The 20,368-nt window shown below is 64.9% G+C and carries 20 protein-coding genes; 14 read left to right on the top strand and 6 right to left on the bottom strand.

Features of this window, described 5'->3' with window-relative positions; all coding sequences use genetic code 11:
- Positions 1-157 precede the first annotated feature (157 nt).
- Together HRU71_08890 and HRU71_08885 are read left to right on the top strand one after the other, a co-directional pair.
- On the top strand, positions 158-2,044 hold the full coding sequence (locus tag HRU71_08890; protein QOJ03594.1) for a PEGA domain-containing protein: 1,887 nt from the start codon (positions 158-160) through the stop codon (positions 2,042-2,044).
- 140 nt (positions 2,045-2,184) lie between these two features.
- Entirely contained in the window at positions 2,185-3,138 is a 954-nt protein-coding gene (locus HRU71_08885) for a site-2 protease family protein (protein ID QOJ03593.1), read from the top strand.
- 175 nt (positions 3,139-3,313) lie between these two features.
- On the opposite strand, the gene pckA is transcribed toward HRU71_08885, so the two are convergent.
- Together pckA and HRU71_08875 are read right to left on the bottom strand one after the other, a co-directional pair.
- A complete protein-coding gene (gene pckA / locus HRU71_08880) occupies positions 3,314-4,900 on the bottom strand; it encodes a phosphoenolpyruvate carboxykinase (ATP) (GenBank protein QOJ03592.1) in 1,587 nt (528 codons plus the stop codon).
- A 173-nt stretch (positions 4,901-5,073) separates the two neighbouring features.
- The gene (locus tag HRU71_08875; GenBank protein ID QOJ03591.1) at positions 5,074-6,276 is read right to left on the bottom strand and encodes a hypothetical protein; all 1,203 of its coding nucleotides are present in this window, start codon (positions 6,274-6,276) and stop codon (positions 5,074-5,076) included.
- Between the two features lie 174 nt (positions 6,277-6,450).
- On the opposite strand from HRU71_08875, the gene HRU71_08870 reads away from it, so the two are divergent.
- From HRU71_08870 to HRU71_08860, 3 genes are all read left to right on the top strand, one after another.
- Positions 6,451-7,230, top strand: coding sequence for a hypothetical protein (locus HRU71_08870; protein QOJ03590.1), 780 nt, complete (start codon positions 6,451-6,453; stop codon positions 7,228-7,230).
- A gap of 62 nt (positions 7,231-7,292) precedes the next feature.
- Positions 7,293-7,907: a nicotinate (nicotinamide) nucleotide adenylyltransferase gene (gene nadD, locus HRU71_08865; protein QOJ03589.1), complete on the top strand. Its 615-nt coding sequence runs from the start codon at positions 7,293-7,295 to the stop codon at positions 7,905-7,907.
- A gap of 403 nt (positions 7,908-8,310) precedes the next feature.
- Positions 8,311-9,201: a DUF1571 domain-containing protein gene (locus tag HRU71_08860; GenBank protein ID QOJ03588.1), complete on the top strand. Its 891-nt coding sequence runs from the start codon at positions 8,311-8,313 to the stop codon at positions 9,199-9,201.
- 172 nt (positions 9,202-9,373) lie between these two features.
- Here HRU71_08860 and HRU71_08855 read toward each other — a convergent pair whose 3' ends face one another.
- A complete protein-coding gene (locus HRU71_08855) occupies positions 9,374-10,195 on the bottom strand; it encodes a hypothetical protein (protein QOJ03587.1) in 822 nt (273 codons plus the stop codon).
- A gap of 131 nt (positions 10,196-10,326) precedes the next feature.
- Here HRU71_08855 and HRU71_08850 point away from each other — a divergent pair, with 131 nt between their 5' ends.
- Entirely contained in the window at positions 10,327-11,052 is a 726-nt protein-coding gene (locus HRU71_08850; protein ID QOJ03586.1) for a 16S rRNA (uracil(1498)-N(3))-methyltransferase, read from the top strand.
- 88 nt (positions 11,053-11,140) lie between these two features.
- On the opposite strand, the gene HRU71_08845 is transcribed toward HRU71_08850, so the two are convergent.
- On the bottom strand, positions 11,141-12,457 hold the full coding sequence (locus HRU71_08845) for a homoserine dehydrogenase (GenBank protein ID QOJ03585.1): 1,317 nt from the start codon (positions 12,455-12,457) through the stop codon (positions 11,141-11,143).
- Between the two features lie 223 nt (positions 12,458-12,680).
- On the opposite strand from HRU71_08845, the gene HRU71_08840 reads away from it, so the two are divergent.
- Both HRU71_08840 and HRU71_08835 read left to right on the top strand, forming a co-directional pair.
- Positions 12,681-13,472 carry a hypothetical protein gene (locus HRU71_08840; GenBank protein ID QOJ03584.1) on the top strand — a complete coding sequence of 264 codons (792 nt, stop codon included), beginning with the start codon at positions 12,681-12,683 and terminating at the stop codon, positions 13,470-13,472.
- A gap of 26 nt (positions 13,473-13,498) precedes the next feature.
- Entirely contained in the window at positions 13,499-14,137 is a 639-nt protein-coding gene (locus tag HRU71_08835) for a hypothetical protein (protein ID QOJ03583.1), read from the top strand.
- An 11-nt stretch (positions 14,138-14,148) separates the two neighbouring features.
- Here the strand turns inward: HRU71_08835 and HRU71_08830 are convergent, their stop codons facing one another.
- Positions 14,149-14,694, bottom strand: coding sequence for a cytochrome c (locus HRU71_08830; protein ID QOJ03582.1), 546 nt, complete (start codon positions 14,692-14,694; stop codon positions 14,149-14,151).
- Positions 14,695-14,726: 32 nt separating this feature from the next.
- Positions 14,727-15,470 (bottom strand): 2-C-methyl-D-erythritol 4-phosphate cytidylyltransferase, encoded by a 744-nt coding sequence (ispD, locus tag HRU71_08825; protein QOJ03581.1) that lies wholly within the window; start codon positions 15,468-15,470, stop codon positions 14,727-14,729.
- A gap of 117 nt (positions 15,471-15,587) precedes the next feature.
- On the opposite strand from ispD, the gene HRU71_08820 reads away from it, so the two are divergent.
- From HRU71_08820 to HRU71_08795, 6 genes are all read left to right on the top strand, one after another.
- Entirely contained in the window at positions 15,588-16,550 is a 963-nt protein-coding gene (locus HRU71_08820) for a thiamine-monophosphate kinase (protein ID QOJ03580.1), read from the top strand.
- Positions 16,547-17,053 (top strand): tRNA (adenosine(37)-N6)-threonylcarbamoyltransferase complex ATPase subunit type 1 TsaE, encoded by a 507-nt coding sequence (tsaE, locus tag HRU71_08815; protein QOJ03579.1) that lies wholly within the window; start codon positions 16,547-16,549, stop codon positions 17,051-17,053. Before HRU71_08820 ends, tsaE begins: the two co-directional genes overlap by 4 nt.
- A 28-nt stretch (positions 17,054-17,081) precedes the next feature.
- A complete protein-coding gene (gene rph, locus HRU71_08810) occupies positions 17,082-17,807 on the top strand; it encodes a ribonuclease PH (GenBank protein QOJ03578.1) in 726 nt (241 codons plus the stop codon).
- Between the two features lie 53 nt (positions 17,808-17,860).
- On the top strand, positions 17,861-18,730 hold the full coding sequence (locus HRU71_08805) for a hypothetical protein (GenBank protein ID QOJ03577.1): 870 nt from the start codon (positions 17,861-17,863) through the stop codon (positions 18,728-18,730).
- On the top strand, positions 18,727-19,383 hold the full coding sequence (rdgB, locus tag HRU71_08800) for an RdgB/HAM1 family non-canonical purine NTP pyrophosphatase (protein QOJ03576.1): 657 nt from the start codon (positions 18,727-18,729) through the stop codon (positions 19,381-19,383). Before HRU71_08805 ends, rdgB begins: the two co-directional genes overlap by 4 nt.
- Before the next feature lie 192 nt (positions 19,384-19,575).
- Positions 19,576-20,340 (top strand): N-acetylmuramoyl-L-alanine amidase, encoded by a 765-nt coding sequence (locus tag HRU71_08795; protein ID QOJ03575.1) that lies wholly within the window; start codon positions 19,576-19,578, stop codon positions 20,338-20,340.
- The last annotated feature ends 28 nt before the right edge of the window (positions 20,341-20,368 follow it).

The raw sequence follows: 20,368 nt of genomic DNA, 5'->3' as shown, positions 1-20,368 counted from the left end.
AACTGGGCAGGGATTGCAGCGTGGTCCCATAAGTTGTAATGTATGGGCGGTGCTGTAGTTATGGGACGCGATTGGCCGATTCAGTTTGGAGACACCGTCGGCAGTGCGGAGTGAATCCGCGCGCCGCGATTGAGCGGAAGGGCATGACGAATAAGCCATGGTCAATCCACTGATCTGTGAACGATGCGGCCGGGATCTGGAAACGGATGACGCGATCTCGATCATCGAGGGCGTGTGCGCGGGATGCCGGCGGGTGGAGGCGGCGGCGTTCAAAGGGCCGACCGCTCCGCCGACGCCGAAGCAGAGCGCGCCGCGATTGTATGCGCCGGCGAGCGGGTTTCGCGGCGCCTCGGCCGCACAACCGAATACGCCGACAGCGCAGCACGTCGGAGGCGCGGCGCCGCGGCGCGAGCGCTCGGCGGCGGAGTTGCTCTCGGGCGCGGTGGACGTGCCGTCGATCCGGCGGCGTGGCGGAGTGACATTTGTCGAATCGTCTGAACCGGGTCGCGGAGCAGGCGTTCGACCGGCGCGGCGGCGCCGCGATCTGGCCATCGGCGTCGGCACCGGCCTTATTATTACTTTTGTATTTATCACATATTGGCTGGCGAACAGCCGGCAGACGGGCACGGCGGTGCTGGTCGAGCCGGCGCGCGATCTGGCGCTGACGCTCTCGGTGAAGCCGGCGACGGCGACCGTCACGGTGGACGGTCAGCCGCTGCAACCGATCGATGATCAGGGTCGATTCCGCATCGCCGTGGACGGCCGCGACGCATCGGAGAAGTGGCTGGAGGTGTCGGCCGACGGGTTTTATCCGATTCGGCGGCCGGTGTCGGTGTTGAGCGGGATCGAGGACGCGACGATTGAACTGGTGCCGATGCCGTTTGAGCTGGCGATTCGCACCGATCCGCCGCAGGCCGAAGTGTGGATCAACGGGACGTTGCGAGGTGTCACGCCGGTGACGCTTACGAGCCTGCCGGATGACAAGGTGACGTTGCTGGTTCGTCGCGCGGGCTATGCCGATCTGGTGCGCGAGATCGCCGCGCCGCAGACGGGCGGGCGGATCGATTTGAACCTGGAATTGCAGCCCGCCTCTCCGACGCTGCTGGTCGAAAGCGATCCGCCCGGGGCGATGATTCGCGTGGGAGGCAAGGTCGTCGGCGTTGCGCCGGTGTCGATTCCCATGGCGATGACCGACGGCGCCGTGATCGTTTCGGCGGCGCTGGACGGCTACGAGCCGCAGGAGCGAAAGGTGTCGCTGGCGTCGATGGGTCCGGACCGGCAGGTGGCGTCGCGCTTTTCACTGAAACCGGCGATGATCGAGGTGCGGATCGAGACGCAGCCACCCGGCGGCGTGGTGCGCGTGGATGGTCGCGAGATCGGTCCGTCGCCGGCGCTGGTGAAGTTTGAATCGTCGCAGGCGGGCAAGCTGGTGCGGGTCGAGGCGATGCGGGGCACGGCCCATCTCGGCGGGATGGATTTCACCGTTCCGGCGCGATCGCCCGGCGCGGCGCTGGTGGTGCCGATGGCGTTTCGCGGGGAGCGGGTGGCGTTTGTCCTGTCGCCGCGGACCGGGACGAGTGCCGAATATGTGACACTCCTTGATCAGCTATCCGAGCAGATTCACCGGCTGGGGGCCGATCAGCAGTTTGCCGTGTTCGCTGCGACGGACGAAGGCGTGGACCGCTGGCCGGCCGATGGCTCGGCGACCAGCGCGACGAGCGGTCAGAAAATTCGCGCGTACGACATGGTGCGCGCGGTGCGCCCGGTGAAGACGGCGCGGCTGACCGACGCGCTCAACGCTGCGATGGCGGTCGAACCGGGGTCGGTGTGGCTGTTTGTCGGCGGCGCGGTGAATCGCGCGGCCCTGACGGCGTTTGCCGAATCGATCGCGGGAAAGAACGTGGCCGTGCACCTCGTCACGACGACGGAATCAGGCGACGGCCAGTGGCTCGCATCGTGGGCCTCGCGCCAGCGCGGGACGTACACGGTTCTCGGGCGCGACGCCCTGCCGGCCATTGCCTCCGGCGAGCGCGGGGATGATTAAGAGCGCCTCAACGTACTTTGTGGCATGGGCGTCTCGCCCGTGATTCACCGTCGAGACGGCGGTGCCACAGAGGCTTCTTTTACACTCTCCAGTCCGATCAGAATCGAGCCGCCGCATCGGATCGCCGCTATCATGCGATCATGTCATCTTCTTCCTCGGCGCGCGGCGGGTTTCCAGGGGCGGTTCGGCTTTTTCGCTTCGCTGGAATAGACGTTTTTCTTCATTGGACCTGGCTGCTGATCGCCGTCATTCTCGTGCAGCGGCCCATCAGCCAGTATCAAGCTCCGATCTGGGGCGTTGTTGAATACCTCTCGCTCTTCGCGATTGTGCTGATGCATGAGTTCGGCCATTCGCTGGCCTGTCGATCCGTCGGTGGTCGGGCGGAGCGGATTCTGCTGTGGCCGTTCGGCGGTGTGGCGTATGTAACGCCGCCGCGTCGACCGGGGGCGATTTTGTGGAGCATCGTCGCGGGGCCGCTGGTGAATGTGTTTCTGATGCCGATTTCGGTGGCGGCGCTGTACACGCTGCCCGGTTGGTTGATCGCTCCTGGCGGCGACGCCGAGCAATGGTTGCACAGCATCGTCTTCATGAACATCGTTCTGCTGGTGTTCAACCTGATGCCGATCTACCCGCTCGACGGCGGGCAGATTCTTCAGGCGCTCTTGTGGTTCTTCGTCGGGGAGTATCGCAGCCTCGCAATCGCGTCGAGCCTCGGCCTTATCGGCGCGGCGGCGATCATCGGTGCGGCGCTGTACTTCGGAAACGTGTGGCTGATCCTGCTGGCGTTCATGGGCGCGTCGCGTTCGATGCAGGGGCTGCGCTACGCGCGGGCGCTGAAGGCACTCGCGACCTCCCCGCGCCATGCGGTGTTCGCCTGCCCGAGCTGTCGACAGCACCCGCCGGCCGGCTCGTTCTGGCGATGCGATTGCGGCGGCTTGTTTGACACGTTCGGCCATCGCGGCTGGTGCCCGCACTGCGGCGTGCTGCACGCGCGGACGACGTGCCCGCTGTGCGGCGCGATGCACCCGATGGGTGCGTGGGTGGTGGCGGCGGGCGTGGCGCCCGGCCAACCCGCGAGTCGGCTACTTGAGTAGGCGACGATGAAGTGCGCCAGCGCGCCGAAATGCCCGGTCGGGCCGCCATGTGCCGACGGATGGTTGCGAGTGCGGCCCAAAAGCCCAGGTCAAACTTGACCGGGGCTGTGAAAGTCAGCTCTTGAATCGCCCTCGCCAGGATGCAACGTCCACCGGCGGCCTCGGCGCGAGCGGATCACCCCTTCGGGCCCGCGGCTTTCACTTCGGCCGTGGCGGCGGTGAATTGGGCGAAATTGTCCTTGAACAATCCCGCGAGGTGTTTTGATTTCGCGTCGTAGGCGGCGGTGTCTTTCCAGGTCTTGCGCGGCAGGAGAATGTCCGACTCGACGCCGGGCACGCGCGTGGGGATGTGCAGGCCGAAGACCGGATCGGTCACGGTTTCTACTTCCGTCAATTTACCGCCGAGGGCCGCGTGCACCATCGCGCGCGTCGACGCGAGGTCGATCCGCTTGCCGACGCCGAACGGCCCGCCGCCCCAGCCCGTGTTGATGAGAAAGCACTGGGCGTTGTGTTTTTTCATCCGGTCGGCCAGCAGATTGGCGTACACCATCGGGTTGCGCGTCATGAACGGCGCGCCGAAACAGGTGGAGAACGCCGCCTGCGGCTCGGAGCCAACGCCCGCCTCGGTGCCGGCCAGCTTGGCGGTATAGCCCGACAGAAAGTGATACATCGCCTGCTCGGGCGTCAGCCGGCTGATCGGCGGCATGACCCCGAACGCGTCGCAGGTGAGGAAGACGATCGCGCGCGGGTGGGCGTCGGCGCGGCCTTCGGGGATGGCGTTGTCGATGAAATCGATGGGGTAGGCGGCGCGGGTGTTTTCGGTGTAGTGGTCGCTGTCGAAATCGACAGTGCGCGTGGCGGGGTCCATCACGACGTTTTCCAGCACGGCGCCGAATCGCAGGGCGTTGTAGATCTGCGGCTCGCGCTCGGGCGAAAGTCGGATGCACTTGGCGTAGCAGCCGCCTTCGAAGTTGAACACGCCCCGGTCCGACCAGCCGTGCTCGTCGTCGCCGATGAGCCGTCGCTGCGGATCGGCGCTAAGGGTGGTCTTGCCGGTGCCGGAGAGGCCGAAGAACAGGGCGACATCGCCGTCGGGGCCGACGTTGGCCGAGCAGTGCATCGGGAAGACGCCGCGGTCAGGCAACATATGGTTCAATACGGTGAAGATGGATTTCTTGATCTCGCCGGCGTAATGCGTTCCGGCGACGAGGATGATCTTGCGGCTGAAGTCGGCGCAGATGAAGGCTTCGCTGTTCGTGCCGTCCTTGCTCGGATCGGCGTGCAGGTCCGGCGCGGAGAGAATCACATACTCCGGCTTGGCGCTTTCCATCTGGTTTCGCGTCGGGCGACGGAAGAGCTGGCGTGCGAAGAGGGAATGCCACGCCTTCGTGCCGACGAGCCGAATCGGCATGCCGTATTGTTCGTCGGCGCCGGCCCAGGCGTCGGTGACGAACAGCTCCTGATCGTTCAAATAGGCGATCGTTTTCTTGAGCAGCTTCTCGAAAACGTCCGGGGTGATCGGTCGATTGATTTTGCCCCAGGCCACGGTCTTGGCGGCGTGGTCGTCTTGGACGATAAACTTGTCGTTGGGCGAGCGACCAGTGCGTTTGCCAGTGAGACAGCACAACGCGCCCGTACCGTTGAGCCGCCCCTCGCCGCGGATCAAGGCCCGCTCAACCAGCTCGGGGACCGAGAGATTCCAATAGACGGCCCGTGTGGGAGAGAGGCCATGTTGATCGATGCCTTGTTTGCCTGGGTTCATGTTTCGTCGTCCTGATACGCCCGAAGCGGCCCGCCGGTTTGCCGGGAGGCTCAAAAGCAAAAACCCCACGGCATCGAGTCGGGCGACAGCATGCCAAGGGGATTTGCGTATTGTCCGAGGAACCGCCCGCCGGGGCAAGATGGCCCGTCGGAGTGAGGTAGCGCCTGGTCTAGTCAGGGGTTAACGCGTGCCCGGAGGTAATGCCGCAGGTCGGCACCGTCCGCCCGGCCGTCGCCGTTCAGATCACAGGCGGCGAGTTGGTCGGACGCCGGGTTTCCGGTGAGAAGGATGGAAACAAACTGGCTGTCATCGATGCTGTCGGCGTCACCGTCGCGGTCGATGTCAGCCAGATCGATTACCCCAAGCCAGCCGCGCGAGAACGGGGATTGAAGCAGGTGGTTCAAGAGCATACCGGCAACTTTATCGGCTCCTGCGGTGCTGGGATGGGTTCCATCCGCATTATAATCGCTGCATTGCCAAACGAGTCCATCGCTCCGGGGGTTCAGCCCGTCGGCCCAGACGTAAGGCCCCCAGGCCAGCCAGGGTGCGACGGAGTTCGCGTCCAAGTCGCCGGCACGCGGATCGATGCCCCCGCCCGCCATTTGATTGATCTGCGCCTCGATCAACCATTTCACGGAGAAGCCGTACTCATACGAGTACGGTTCGGGGTTGAGGGATGAGGAGGCATAGCCCGCGTAGATCCGGCTCGATAGAAACACGATTCGAATATTCGGATAGCGCACGCGAACGGCCCGCACGATGTTTCCCAGCTTTGTCAGGAGCGTGTAGGCGTCGGAGCTGGCCGCGGGCAAGGCGCTGTTCGGACCGGCGTTGGCCTGCTTGAGCCAGACGGCCTGTACCTGCGCCTCGCTAAGCCCGGCTTGTTGAAGGCGTGCCTGAACGGCGTCGTACGTGGGCATCGTCGGGAATTCCCAATCGACCGCGTCCTGCCCGCCCTGGGCGCCGTTGACAATCGCGAGTGTCGTATGGTTGACATCCATGCTGCCGTTCGCCAGGGGAATAAACCGCGTGAATTCCTGTGACGTGTTGGACATCCCGATGGAGATGAATACGATGCGCCCGGCAGGGCTGGGCTGGCCCGCGAGATCGAGGGGCCGGATGGCGGCAGCGCGTGACGCCCCAAGATCACCGTGCGCCGTGGGCAAGGTATTCGCGCCGCTGGGATAGAGGCCGCCCTGAAACTGACCCAGGTAGAGTCCGGCCCCCAGATCGTTGAGCGGCGTTCGGTTCACGGTGGTGACCGAACAATCGGCCGCGCGACTCGTCGACGATTGGAACCAGGCAGTGGGAACAAGCAGACAGAGGAGAGCGCAAGTCGCATGAATGCGCGTGGGGGTGCTTCGCGGGGCGGTCATGGGAACAGCCTCCGGCTGGCAGCGGGTCGTCGCCCGGGGGAGGATCGTGATTCGAGACTCGTGTCTGAACGCCCCCGATGATCTCATCATAGCAATACAACGAGTGTCCTTCGGACTTATTGCGTCATTCCGCCCGGACTTTACACGCCGACGGTCGGGTCGTAAGTTGTGTCCATGGCGATACGAAAAAACACGTTGAAGATCGGCCTCGCCGCCGTCCTTTGGACGGCAGGTTTCATGTCCCTCGGGACCGGTTGTGGCGGCGGCGGTCAGATGAACACGGATTTCCGCCGTCCGGCGAGCGAGCGACCGGACTTGAACGAACCCCTGCTTTCCGGCGGGTCAATCACGATCCCGGCCAGGGAGGGATTCAACTTTCGATCGTTCCCTTCCGGCCAGGTCGGTGATGGGCAAGGCGCCTCCGGACAAGTCGGCACGGACGGCGCGATGTGTCGCGCCAGCGTACAAGCCGACGGCAGCGCGTGGGGCGAGTTTCAGTTGGGCTACACGTTCGACAACGCGACGAATCGGCGCGTTGCGGCGCTGGTAAAGCTGCGGCTGAAAGCAACCGAGTCGGGGCGGGTATCCGGTGAGACGGCATCACCATCTGGATCAAACGGGAAATCCGGCACCGGCGATTCGACCGCGGACGCTTCTCCGGCATCCGCCATGAATCAACTGCGATTCGTGGTGAAGGATTCGTACGGCGCCGTGCTGCGTGACGAGAACCTTCTTTCCGATGCGGCGACCAAGGGCGGGAGCCAATCGTCGCGCACGCACGAGCTGGCGTTTGATCTTTCATTCGAACCGGACCGCGGGTATTACCTTGTCCTGGTCGGCCGCAGCGAAGTGACCGGCGGCAAGGGTCAGTCGGCGTCGGCGTCGATCGAAGTCTCGGGCATGTCAATCGAGGTGGATTGCTCCGGGGCCGGCGCGACCAAGCCGAAAGAGTAGGGGCCCGACTGGTTTGTTGGGAGGGGCTGCTTTGCCCTGGGCGTCGTGTCAGGGGATCGGGCATGGCCGGCGTGGGATTGCTGGGCGGCAGTTTCGATCCGATTCATTTCGGGCATCTCATTTCCGCGCGGTCGTGCGCGGAACAGTTGGGTCTTGATCGCATCGTATTGATTCCGTCTGCGGTTCCCCCGCACAAACGCGGTGTGACGATGACGGACGGCGCGCATCGACTGGAGATGGCCCGTCGCGCCGTGGAAGGCGATGAACTTTTTGAAGTGTGTGACGTAGAGTTTCAGCGCAGCGGTCCGAGCTACACGATTGATACGGTTGACGAGATTCGGCGGCAGGGGATTGGCGGCGCAGGTGAGCTGTGCTGGCTGATCGGCGCGGACACGCTGCCGGAGCTGCATACGTGGCACCGCGCGGCGGAGCTGGTATGCCGGGTGCGCATGGTGACGGTTGTTCGCCCGGGCTGGTCTCCGCCGGCGCGCGGCGAACTGGCAAAATGGGCGGGCGACGAAGCGGCAGATGCGCTGTTGCAGAATTGCGTGATGACGCCGGCGATCGAGATCAGCGCGACGGCGATCCGCGAGCGTGTCCGTGCAGGAAAGTCGATTCGGTATCTCGTGCCGGAGTCGGTGCGGTCCTATATCGACGCAACAGGGCTGTACCGTTGACTACAGCAAGAAGCCGATAAGAAACGCCGCAACCTTATAGGGAGTAGCAGGTTATAAAGCTTGTCGTACGGCCTGATTGTTTGTGTGAGGCGTTTGACCATTGTGTTTTCGGGAGTTAAGATTCGAATGGTGTCGAAACGGCAGAGTCGGCGCTCGTCCTCCGGGCGGCGACTCTCCTGCCATGGCGCGGGGTCTGTTTCGACAGGTCGCGTAACTGTCGCTCTTGCATAACGATGCGACGGCCACTGCGCGTCTGACAAGTTAAGAGGACTAAGGCTACGCAACGTCCGCACCGATGAATAGTTAGTGCAGCTCGTGCGGGTGAGTTTGCGCCCGCGGCTGCATCGGTGGTCGTGCCTCCGCCGTTTAGGACGGGTACGGCCTGCTAGCCAAGGAATCGTCTATGCCCGCTGAATCTCGGCCGTCGCCGAATCTGAAGCTGACCTTTGTGTTTGGACTGGCGCTGGCCGGCATGTTGTACGCGGAGTTTCAGCGGAGCGACGTGAACGAAGTCATCGTTCGACCGCACTCGCCGGTTGTTCTGGCCGCCGAGCGGACGGAAGTGGACCCCTTTGAGAAATTGATTCGCAACGATCCGCTGGAGGCGCTGAAAGCCGCGCGGTCTCGGCACGAGCGTGAAGTGCGCGATTACCAATGCGTGATGGTCAAGCAGGAGCTGCTGCCCTCGGGCATGAGCGAGGAGCAGGAGATCGACGTCAAGTTCCGCGCCGAGCCGTACAGCGTGATGATGCATTGGTTACGCAATCCGGGTCTCGCCGAGCGCGTGATTTACGTGAAGGGCCGCTGGATCGACGAGGACGCCGACAACGTCGAAGAACGCGAACAGGCCGTGGCCCAGCCCGGCAAGATCGCGCAGTTGTTCGTCAAAAGCGTGAAGCAACCGATCCGCGGGCGCATGGCGAAGAAGTCCTCGCGGCGGTTTCTTGATGAGTTCGGCTTCAAGCGAGCGATGGACTTGTTGATCCGCTACTGCGAGATCGCACGGGACCGCGGCGAGTTGAAGCTGGAATTCCTCGGCGAGAGCCATTTCGACGGCCGTCCGGTCTGGGTCGTGCGCCGCACCCTGCCGTACAACGGTGAGAACGGCCTGTACCCAGATCGCGTGGCGGAAATTCTGATCGACAAGGAGCTGCGCGTGCCGGTGGCGGTGTATTGCTATTCCCACACCGATCGTCGGCCTGAAAACCTGCTGGGCAAGTACGAATATCGCAATATCCGCCTGCACACGGGCCTGTCCGATCGCGATTTTGAGCCGACGACGTACGGGATGTAATCGTCACGGTTCACCTTCGCACCGGGGGTTCCTCCTCGCCAAACGGCAGGCTGGTTTCGTCTTATTGTCTGAATTCTGTGCGGGTCGCGCACCGCCTGTCGATGTCGGAACATGGTGTTGGAACACGGTGTTCCGCATCGTTGCGCCAATCCCATTCCAGGGACGATTGGATCTACTCGGGCGCTGATTCGCTCGCGGAGGGATCCCCTGCAAAGGGATCCTCTTTCAGCAAGTCAGGCAGAATGAAGGACAGCGCGGCGGTGATCGCGGTGGCCAGGGCGATTGCGCCGATGTAGTTCTTCACGCGTGCAGGCGTCTTTGCGAAGGGGCGGTCAATCAGCCAGGCCAGCCAGGCCAGCAGGAGAATCGGCGCCAGGGCGACTCCGCGCGCCAAACGCATGAAGCAATGCAATACCCGGCGGAAGAAAGACACCTGCGGCGTCGCAACGCCGGAAATCTCGTGACTGGCGACTTTCGTGGGCGGCTGGGCTTCGGACCGCACTATCGGAGCGGCCGGGGCATCCTCGGCAACGGCTGGTTCGGGTTGCGGTTCCGGCTCAATCGTCTCCTTCTCCGCTTGCGGAGCAGGTTCGGCCGCGACCGGCGACTGGGCCGTCGATGGTTCCACGTCGAGAGCCGGCGGCGCGGAAAGGGTGGCGGTGGCGGAGGGAGCGATCTCCGCGGGCACGGCATCGTGCGGAACGACAGCCGCGCCGGGCGTCGATTCCGGTGGTGGCTTCGTGCTTTCTCTTGCGGCGGGCGACGGCGGGGCTTCCTCAATGACGGTGTGACCTGTGACCGGCTCCATGGGCGCGGGCGCTGGTGCGTGCAGGTCGACAGTTTCCGGCTGCTGCGTGCGTGGTTCGGCCAGTCCGACGGCGGCGGCGATTTCGCTCGCAAGCGCCTCGGCGGTTTTCAGAAGTTGGTCCACGTCGCTGGGGCCGGCCATGATCGGCAGGTCATCGGGCGGTGGAGTCGGTTCTGGCTGGGGCATGAGGCGATTCTCGGCGCGCGGAACGACCACGTCGCGTGCTGATTTATCGGCCGTGCGCGGAGGGTGACTCAAGCGGGTACATCGCCGAGGTTCTGCTTGTGAAGGGGGCGGCGCGATAGGAACATGTCCTCATGCGGCGTCGAGCCTTCAAGGTGGACGATCTGGGCGGTGATCGCGTGATGCTGCGGGGCGACGCGGCGCATCACGCGCTGCACGTGCTGCGGTTGTCGGTCGGCGAGGAGATCGCGCTGTTCGATGGTCGGGGGCAGCGCGCGACGGCGCGGATCGTCGGGGCTTCGGCAGACGAAGTTGTGACGGAGGTTCTGGATCGCACGGTCGATGAATTGACAATCGCCTTAATAATCGCGACCGCGATTCCCAAGGGCGAGCGGGCGGATTGGCTGGTGGAGAAGTGCGCCGAACTGGGGGTCGCGGAGTTGATTCCGCTGCAATGCGAGCGCGGGCAGGTGTTGCCCGGCGCGGGGAAGCTGGCGCGGTGGCGGCGCAAGGCGGACGAAGCGGCCAGGCAGAGCGGGCAATCGCGGAGCATGACGATCCGCGAGCCGACGGGGCTGGCGGATGCGCTGGCGGATTGCGCGCGCGATGGGTTGGTGTGGTATGGCGCGCCGGGCGCGGCGAGAACGCTGGCAGAGGTGATTGGCGAAACCATGACCGGCGCTGCGGCTTCTCGCGGCGCGTCGATCTGGATCGGACCGGAAGGCGGCTTCTCACCGGGCGAGATCGCTCGACTGGAACAATCGGGTGGGCAAGGGGTGTCGCTGGGTGGCACGATTCTTCGCGTGGAGACGGCGGCGGTCGCGGCGGCGGCGGTGTGGAGCGCGATGAAAAGCACCTAGCGAAGTGCGCTCCGCGGCATGATGAAGCAGGAAGAATTGAGAACGTAGAACCGTTATCGCCCAGTCGCGGAGGGATCCCAAAGGCCTCTCACGCCGTCAGGTCATCTAGGATGCGGATCGAGATCGGGCGTTCCAGGACGACGTCCAGCCGCGCGATTTTTTCGAGGGCATCTCGTACGGCGCGTTCTTGGGCCGGATGCGTCGTGACGATCACCGGGACGGCCGCGGCGGAGCGTGTCTGCGGCGGCTCGTGCTGCACGATCGTGGCGATGCTGATGGATTCTTCGCCGAGGGCGGTGGCGATTCGGCCGATGCCGCCGGGTTGATCCGACAGTCCCAGACGAATGTAGAATGGCGACACGCTTTCACCTGGCGGGCGATAGGCCGGCGGCGGGCAGACGTCGGGCAGCACGGCCAGGCGCTCGGCTATGCGCGCGGCGTTGCCGAGGGCGACGTCGATGAGATCGGCGATGACGGCGCTGGCCGTGGGTTCGCCGCCGGCGCCGCGCCCGAAGTAGAACGTATGGCCGACGTGATGGCCGTAGACGCTGACGGCGTTGAACGGGCCGTGAACAGCGGCGAGCGGGTGGGTCTTGGGGACAAACGCCGGTTGCACGGAGAGGTCCATCCCGGCCGCGTCGTTTCGCGCGATGGCGAGCAGCTTGCAGGCGTAGCCGAGTTCGTCGGCGGCGGTGAGGTCGCCGAGTTGAATTCCGGAGATGCCGCGCGTGGCGACGCGTCCGAATTCGACCGCGCAGCGCATGCCGAGGCTGGCGAGGATCGTGAGCTTGTGCGCGGCGTCGATGCCCTCGACGTCGAGGGTCGGGTCGGCCTCGGCGTAGCCCAGGCGCTGGGCCTCGGCCAGGGCGTGGGCGTAGCTGGCGTTGTTCTCCAGCATGCGCGTGAGGATGAAGTTGCTCGTGCCGTTCAGTATTCCTACGATTGTATCGATGCGATTGGCGACGAGGCCGCGGCGGACCGATTCGATCAGCGGAATTCCTCCTGCGACCGCTGCCTCAAACGCGACGCAGGTCCGCGCAGCGCGGGCCGCGGCGAAAATCTCGCGCCCATGCAGAGCCAGCAGGGCCTTGTTGGCCGTCACCACGTGTTTGCCCGCCGCCAGGGCGGCGAGGATGAACTCGCGCGCTAGCGTCGCCCCGCCGGCCAGTTCGATCACGACATGAGTCTGCGGGTCGGCGAGAATGCGGCGCGGGTCGTTTGAAAGCACCCCGGGGGACAAGGCGACGTCGCGCGGGGCCGCGAGATTGCGAACCACGACATGACGAAGCTGGAATTGAATCCCACACCGCCGGGCCAGTTCGTCGCCCTCGGTTAGAAGAATTCGCGCGACCTGGGTGCCGACCGCGCCGCAACCCAGAATGCCGATGCCGACCGTGGGAATCATGGACGGCCGACTGTAAATGGCGGTTGGCAGGCGTTCAAGGTCGGGCCGGTCGCGGTCAACTGGACAGCAGGCGGCCGTTGGTACTTGGCGGATTTCCAATAAGGCTCAATCACGACGAGGGTTAGGACGGCAGGCCGATCAAGCTGGCGACCGAATCAGGCCGATAACACCGTATCGACTTGATGTGGAAGCGGCGGAATCCGCCGACGCGGAGGTGTGCGATATGAACGAGGCGAAGACCCCGACGGTGCCGACGAAGAACGACCTCTCCGGCGATGCGCAACGGCCGCTCTTCGCAGATCTGGATGTGCTGCTGGAGGAGGATCTTTCACCGACCGGATCGGCTGTGACGTCCGAGTCGCAGGCCGGTCCGCGTCTGACGCTGGTTCACGGCGATGAAGACGAATGCGACTCAACCACCGAGTCGCCGATCGAAGCGCAGGCTGAAGCCGTCAAGCGGGAGATGCCTGATGATGAAACGACCTTCATGGGCGAGATGCCGGAAGCGGAAGACGACGAGCACGGCATGGTCGAGGGAGAAGAAGAGGGATTGGAGCCTGCCGAGATGATGGGTGTTGAAGCCGATCCCGAATCAGTGGAAGCGTCGCAGGATGAAGACATGTCAGCGATGGTGGAACCCGGCGCGTCAACTGGGCATGAGGAATCTGCCGGTTTGCTGGAGTTGGTGAGTTCGCATTGCGACGGGCACAGCGCGGGGATTGATATTTCCATCGCGAACGAGCCATCACGATCGGCTGCCTGGACGACGGCGACGGAACCGGCGGTTGCTACGGGGGGGGTCAGCGCGGCATCGAAGGTGAGCACCGCGCCGGGGCGAATCGGCGAGGGGAAGTTGATTCCCTCGCGGCTGACCTGGAAGCCGCGGGAGCTGTTCGGCGGCGCGGCGGCGCGACGGGCTGATCCGTTCAAGTGGGAAGTGATGCTGACGACGGCCTGCGTGACGGCGGCGTGCGGGATGGTGGGGATCTGGCTGCTGCGGTCGGTGCTGGCGTAGCGGCGCAGGCCGGTGGATGAATTCGAATGGCTATTTTTGTAGACAACGAACCGCTGGCGGGCGGCGCGTTCGCGCAGGATGCGACGGTGTCGGCCGTGGTGGATCAGGTTCGCGCGCGGCTCGCGGGCACGGGTCGGATGGTGCTGGGTCTGCGCTGCGACGAGCAGGACGTGTCGATGGATCGTCTGGAGCAGGTGCTGGGGATGCCCTTTGCGGCGGTGGGACGGCTTGACGTGGTGACCGGGTGCCCCGGCGCGCTGGTGGCCGATGCGTTGGGTGTGACGCGTGGCGCGTTGACGGAGACGTACGCGACGGTGGCGACGGCGGCTTCGCATTTGTCGAGCGGCGATACGTCGTCGGCGATGCGCGCGCTGGCGGATTGCTGCGCCGTGTGGGCGAGGGTGCACGAGGCGGTGGTACGCGCCTGCGGTCTGCTGGCGCTGGACGTGAGCGGCGTGGCGGTCGAGGGCCGTGCGGTGTCGCAATGGTTGCGCGACCTGGCGAAGAGGCTGCTGGGGATCAAGTCGGCGATCGAGTCGCGCGACACGGTGCTGCTGGGGGATATTCTCCGGTACGAGATGGATCAGACGCTGGGCGACTGGGAGCGCCTGCTCGACGGATTGATCGGGATCGCGTCATCGCGTTCATCGGCGGCCGGGAGCTGAACGAATTGACATTAATATGGCACGTCGTCGTCGCGGACCCAGGCCATGCTCGGTCCGCGGAACGACGCGTGGCACTCGTTGCAGGTGCGGATGACCTGCTCGAGCTTGGCGCGGGTGGCCGGGACGTTGCTGGCCGATGCGGCGTCGCGCAGCTCGAGGCATTGAATCTGCAATCGGCCGGCGAGGTGATCGAAGACGCGTCGATGCTCGTCGGTGAACGTTTCGGATTTGAACAAATGCGGCATGAGTCGGGCATCGGTCGCGAGATCGGCCGCGTGCCGCGCGGCGGCGACGAGCCGTGCGTCCGCTCCGCCGGATGAAGCGCGGCGGGCCATTCCCTCGAAGTCCAACGCCTTCAATTCATTCATGATGTCGGCAAGCCGCTGGTTCTGCACGGTGTGCAGGCCGTGGCCTTCGTCTTCGCTGTCCAGTCGTGCGGCGGAACCGGCTGGCTGATTGCAGGCGATTGGCGTCGCGAGCGCCATCAGGGCGGCCAGCGCGAGGCTGGGCGCGAGCGTTGAACAAACACTCCGGACGAATGGAAGCAAACGGGCCATTGAAGCAACCTCCCTGTTCGGGTCTTTTGCGACTACCACTGTGCCTCTTCGAACGCGCCGCGGCGGGACACAGGCCGTTGCGGCAGGGCCTTGAGCACCGCGCCGGCGAGCACCAGATCGCCGCGCGTCGTGATCTTGATGTTTCGCGCGTCGCCCTCGACGGCCGTGACGGCGCCGCCGGATTCGGTGACGAGCTGTGCATCATCGGTGACGGGCGGCCGATCGGCCGGGCGATTTTTAAGCCATTCGTATGCTTTCACCAGGATGCTGCGCCGAAAAATCTGCGGCGTCTGGCTCATGTACAGGCCGTCGCGCGGGACGGTCTCCCCGATGAGGTGATCGGGGCCGACGCGCTTGAGCGTGGAGGTCACGGGGATGACCGGCGCGGCCGCGCCGGATTTCTGTGCCGCGGCGAAGATGGCATCAATCCATTCGGCGGCGACGCAGACGCGCGCGGCATCGTGGACGGCGACGTACTCGGCGTCGTCGTTGATGGCGGCCAGACCGTTGGCGACGGAGTGAAAGCGCTCGTCGCCTCCGGCGACCAGTTGGACGCCCATGAAGCCGAGGTTCGCGCCGTACTTGGATTTCATCTGGTCCAGATCGCGCGGCGAGACGACGAGGATTGTCTGGGCGACGTCCTCGCGATTGACGAAAAGCTGAAGCGCGCGGAGGAAGAGCGGCTGATTGTCGAGTCGGGCAAAGATTTTGCTTTCGATGCCGCCGAATCGCTTGCCGCTGCCCGCGGCGAGAACGAGGACGCTCATTTTGACCATGGGCAAGGCTCCCGTCGGCGCATCATACTGAATCGTAGCCGACTTTCGAGAGGCCGGCTTCGAAGGGGTTTCAGGCGCCAAGCGCTGCGTCCGGCGGGCGGGGATACAATAAACGGCATGGCGAAAGGCGAAGATGAGTTGATCGCGTGGATCCGTTCGCGGTCGACGTCCGCGCCGTCGGGGCTGGTGCTCGGTCCGGGCGATGACATGGCGCAGGTGCGCGCAGGGGCGGGCGGATTGCTCGTGGCCTGCGACCTGGTGATGGACGGCGTGGATTTTGACAGCGCCGTGCACACGCCGCGGCAGATGGGGCGCAAGGCGATGGCGGTGAATCTTTCGGACTGCGCCGCCATGGCGGTGCGACCGCGCTGGGCACTGATGAGCGTGGCGCTGCCGGCGCGTTGGACGATGGAGCAGGCGCAGGAATTGTTCGCCGGTGCGGAATCGATCGCGGGGGAGTTTGACTGCCGCATCATCGGGGGCGACACGAACAGTTGGGACAAGCCGCTCGTGGTGGATGTGACGATTCTGGCGGAACCGTGGGACGGTTTGAACGGGCCGGTGACGCGAAGCGGGATGCGGCCGGGCGATGCGTTGCATGTGACCGGTCGGCTGGGCGGGTCGATCTGGGAGCATCATTTGACGTTCACGCCGCGCGTGCGCGAGGCGCGGGTGCTGTCGGCGGCGCTGGGGCCGGACCTTCACGCGATGATGGATTTGAGCGATGGGCTGTCGGTGGACGCGGCGCGGATGGCGGCGGCGAGCGGCTGCGGGGTGGAGTTGGACGAAGGTGCGGTTCGAGCGCTGCATCGGGAGGTGTTGAGGGAAAAGAGGGACGACCGTTCGCTGACATCTCATGTGTTGGATGATGGTGAGGACTTTGAGTTGTTCTTTGCGGTGCCGGAGCATGCGTCGGATCGCGTGATGGCGTGCCGGAAAGAAGGCATCACATGTGATCTAAGACGGATCGGTTCGGCGATCGCCGAATCGGGCGTGTGGTTGAAGCGGATGTACGGCGGCCGGGAGCGGGTCGAGCCGCGTGGCTGGCGGCACTTTCGCGAGGCGGGCGGATCGGCATGAGCGCGGCGTGGTGCGTGGAACTCGAGTCGCGCAGCGTGGCGGATACGCTGGCGATCGGCCGGGCGCTCGGCGGCGCGCTGGGCAGCGGCGATGTGTTGGCGCTGGTGGGGGAGCTGGGTGCAGGCAAGACGCATCTGGCGAAGGGGCTGGCGCGGGGGCTTGGCGTGGCGGACGACCGCGCGGTGACGAGTCCTACGTTTGTATTAATAAACGAGTACCGAGGCCGGTGCGTCGTGCATCACATAGACGCGTATCGGTTGCGGAGCGGGGCCGAGCTGGCGGCGCTGGGATTCGAGGAGTTGTGCGAGGGCGGTGCGGTCGTGCTGGTGGAGTGGGCCGACCGGGTGCGCGACGTGCTGCCGGCCGACTGCGCGTGGTTGTCGATCGAGGCGACCGGCGAAATGACGCGGCGGATGCGGCTGGAGGCGAGCGATGCGGCGCAGGCGGCGCGTCTCGCGGCGGCCGGTCTTGACCAATGGCGCAGGGCGGGGGATAAGACCTGACGCGAAGGACGCGATCCGGGAACGCCAGATGAAACGAATCGATGGGCGCAAAGCGAGCGAGCTTCGACCGGTGAAGATCCGGCGGAACTTCACGCGCGCGGCGGCCGGCTCGGTGTGGATCGCTTTTGGCGAGACGCAGGTGTTGTGCACCGCGTCGGTGGACGAGGCGGTGCCGGAATGGCGCAAGGGTCGCGGCGTCGGCTGGGTGACGGCGGAATACGAAATGCTTCCCGGCAGCACGCCGGATCGCAAGGCGCGGAGTCGTTCGGGCAAGATCGACGGCCGCACGCAGGAGATTCAGCGTCTGATCGGCCGGGCGATGCGCGCGGTGGTGGACGTGGAGAAGCTGGGCGAGCGGACGATTTGGCTGGACTGCGACGTGTTGCAGGCCGACGGCGGGACGCGGACGGCGGCGATCACGGGAGCGTACGTGGCGCTGGCCGATGCGGTATCGAAGCTGCGCCGGTCGGGCAAGCTGAAAGTCAGTCCGTTGACGGATCGCGTGGCGGCCGTGAGCGTGGGGCTGGTCGGCGGCGAGGTGCTGCTTGATCTGTGCTACGCCGAGGACAAGGACGCCGAGGTGGATTTCAATGTCGTGATGACGAATCGCGGGCGGTTTGTGGAGATTCAGGGGGCGGCCGAGGCGGGAACGTTTACCCGATTGCAGATGAACAAGATGGTGTCGATGGGTGAGCGCGGCGTGCGAGCGCTGCTGGCGATTCAGCAGAAGGCCCTGTCGAAGGCGAAGCGATGACAAGAATGAGCGGTTGGGCGTGGCGGCGTGCTTGGGTCGGCGGAGCATTGTTCGTGTTGATGAACGCAGCCGGCGCGTGCAGCGAGCAAGACAAGGCAAGATGGGACGAGCTGTTCAGGCCGTCGGGCCGGTCGTTGTTCGGCGAACGGTCGGGCGACACCGAAACGTGGACGATCGAGTGCAACGAATACCTCGGCGAGCGACATCGTGAGACGGCCGAGACGGCGGCGAATGCGTTGCGTCGCGCGCCGAACCTGCGTGGGGACCAGGTGCGGGTGGAGCACGGAGCGTCCGGCAGCCGAGTGTACTACGGGGAGTACGCGCTGAAGCACGACAAAGCGAGCGACGAGTTGCGCGTTGTGTTGAACGATGCCATCAAGCGCGACCTCGAGTTTATTCGACAGTTGTCGCTGGACGGGCAGTACATTTTTTTTCAGGCGAGGCCGATTGCCAAGCCGGGTGAGAAGATTGGTCCGCCGGAGTGGAGCCTGGAACGCGCGCGGGGGACGTACACCCTGCATGTGGGGGTGACCTACGCCACGCCGACGCTGCGCGATTATCAGGAAGCCGCGATTGAATGGGTCAAGGATCTCCGAAGCCGGGGCTACGAGGCCTATTACTATCACGATCCGGAAAAGCCACAGACGTCAATATGCGTGGGCTCCTTCGGTGACGATGCGTTCGTGACCGAGCCGGACGGTCGAATGGCCTACAGCAAGGCGGTCAAGGATCTCCAGTTGCAGGAAGAGTTCCGCTACAATCTCGAAAACGGGCACATCACCCATCGGATCACGGCCGACCCGGCCACCGGCAAGCGCGAGCGGATTCCGAATTGGTCGTTCCTCGTGGAGATTCCGCAGCCGGGCAAAGCCAAGGCCCTGCGCGATCGCAAACCGACCTCGGTCATTCCGGAGTTTGAATGAAGCTTCTCATCGCAACGGGCAATCCCTCGAAACTTCGGGAAATGCGCGAGGTGTTGAGCAAGGCCGTTGGCTCGCTAAGGCCGCACCTTGAATGGGTCGGCCTGGAATCGCTTGCCTCGGCGCCGCCGGAGCCGGAGGAGACTGGCAGCACGTTTCTTGAAAACGCGACGCTCAAGGCGATTTATTACTCGCGCGCGACGGCGATGCCTGCGCTGGCGGATGACAGCGGACTGGAAGTGGACGCGCTGGGGGGCGCGCCGGGCGTTGCGTCGGCCTATTATGACGAACGATTCGCCGATCGTCCGCGAGCGGAGCGCGACGCGGCTAACAACGCCAGGTTGATTTCGCGGATTTCAGCCATCCCGCCGGACCGTCGAACGGCGCGGTACCGGTGTGTGCTGGTGCTGGCGGATGGGGAACGTGTGCTGGCGACGGCGGACGGATCGCTCGAGGGGATGATCGTGACCGAGCCGAGGGGGGCGGGTGGTTTTGGCTACGATCCTTATTTCTATCTGCCGGCATACGGCCAAACCGTCGCCCAGCTATCGGCCGATGAAAAGAATGCGATCAGCCATCGGGGCGTGGCGCTTCGGCGGATGTGCGAGAAGCTGGCGTCGCTCCCAACCGCCGCATGGCAGGCGCGTGTGGAATGAACCGTGGAACGAACCGGCGCTCCCCGGCTCGCGTACGTCGATTCAGGCGGGTTTTATCGGCGAAGCCGATTGGTCGCGCGGCCCATTTCTTACTTGAGCCGGGCTGCCGGTCGATGATAGGCTGTTGCGCGGCGGAAATCGCGGTCGATCGGGCCGGCGGGCGCCGAAGCATGAATCGGGAGAGGGTTCAACGTGCGACGATTGTATAAGAATGCCGCCCGGGTTCGCGGCCGACGCGTGGGCATTTTGTCGCTGACGGGGTTGGCCCTGGTGGTCGCCGCATCAAGCGGCTGCTCATCGCAGAAGGCGACCATCGCACAGATGGATCCGTATCTGGGTCAGCGGCCGCCGGAGTCTCGACCGTTGCCGCCGCGGGAGACGCCGCGCATCGCGCCGCCCGTCGCGCGCGGCGGGCCGAACCTCGGCTGGATGCCGCCGGGCGGAATCTCCAATCGCTGGAAATGCGTAGTGGTGCATCATTCGGCCAACGACAAATCAACCCCGGAGGGGATGCGCAACTGGCACATGAACGGCCGCGGCTGGGATGAGCTGGGCTATCACTTCGTGATCGGCAACGGCATCGGCTATGGAGACGGCGCGGTGTACGTCGGCGCGCGGTGGGCGCAGCAGAAGCACGGCGCGCACTGCAAGACGCCCAACAACTTCTACAACGACCACGGAATCGGCATTTGTCTAATCGGCAATCTCGATGCGCACCCGCCGACGCCCAGGCAGATGGAAGCGCTGGGGAGGCTGGTCAGCTTTCTATGTGACAAGACAGGTGTGCCGACCTCGAAGGTCTTCACCCACGGCGGCGTGACCAACAAAACCGCCTGCCCCGGTCGCTATTTCTCGCTGCCCGGTCTAAAACGGCTCCTCGCTCCCGGTCGCTCGGCCGACGCGACGGAACTGGTCTCGGAAGACGTCATCGAGACGGACCTGGGCATCATTCCCTGACAAAGGACCACTGTTGAAAGCGGCAGCG

The sequence above is a fragment of the Planctomycetia bacterium genome, from assembly GCA_015200345.1.
Taxonomy (GTDB): domain Bacteria; phylum Planctomycetota; class Phycisphaerae; order UBA1845; family UTPLA1; genus PLA3.
This window is presented reverse-complemented; position numbering and strand designations above follow the sequence as displayed.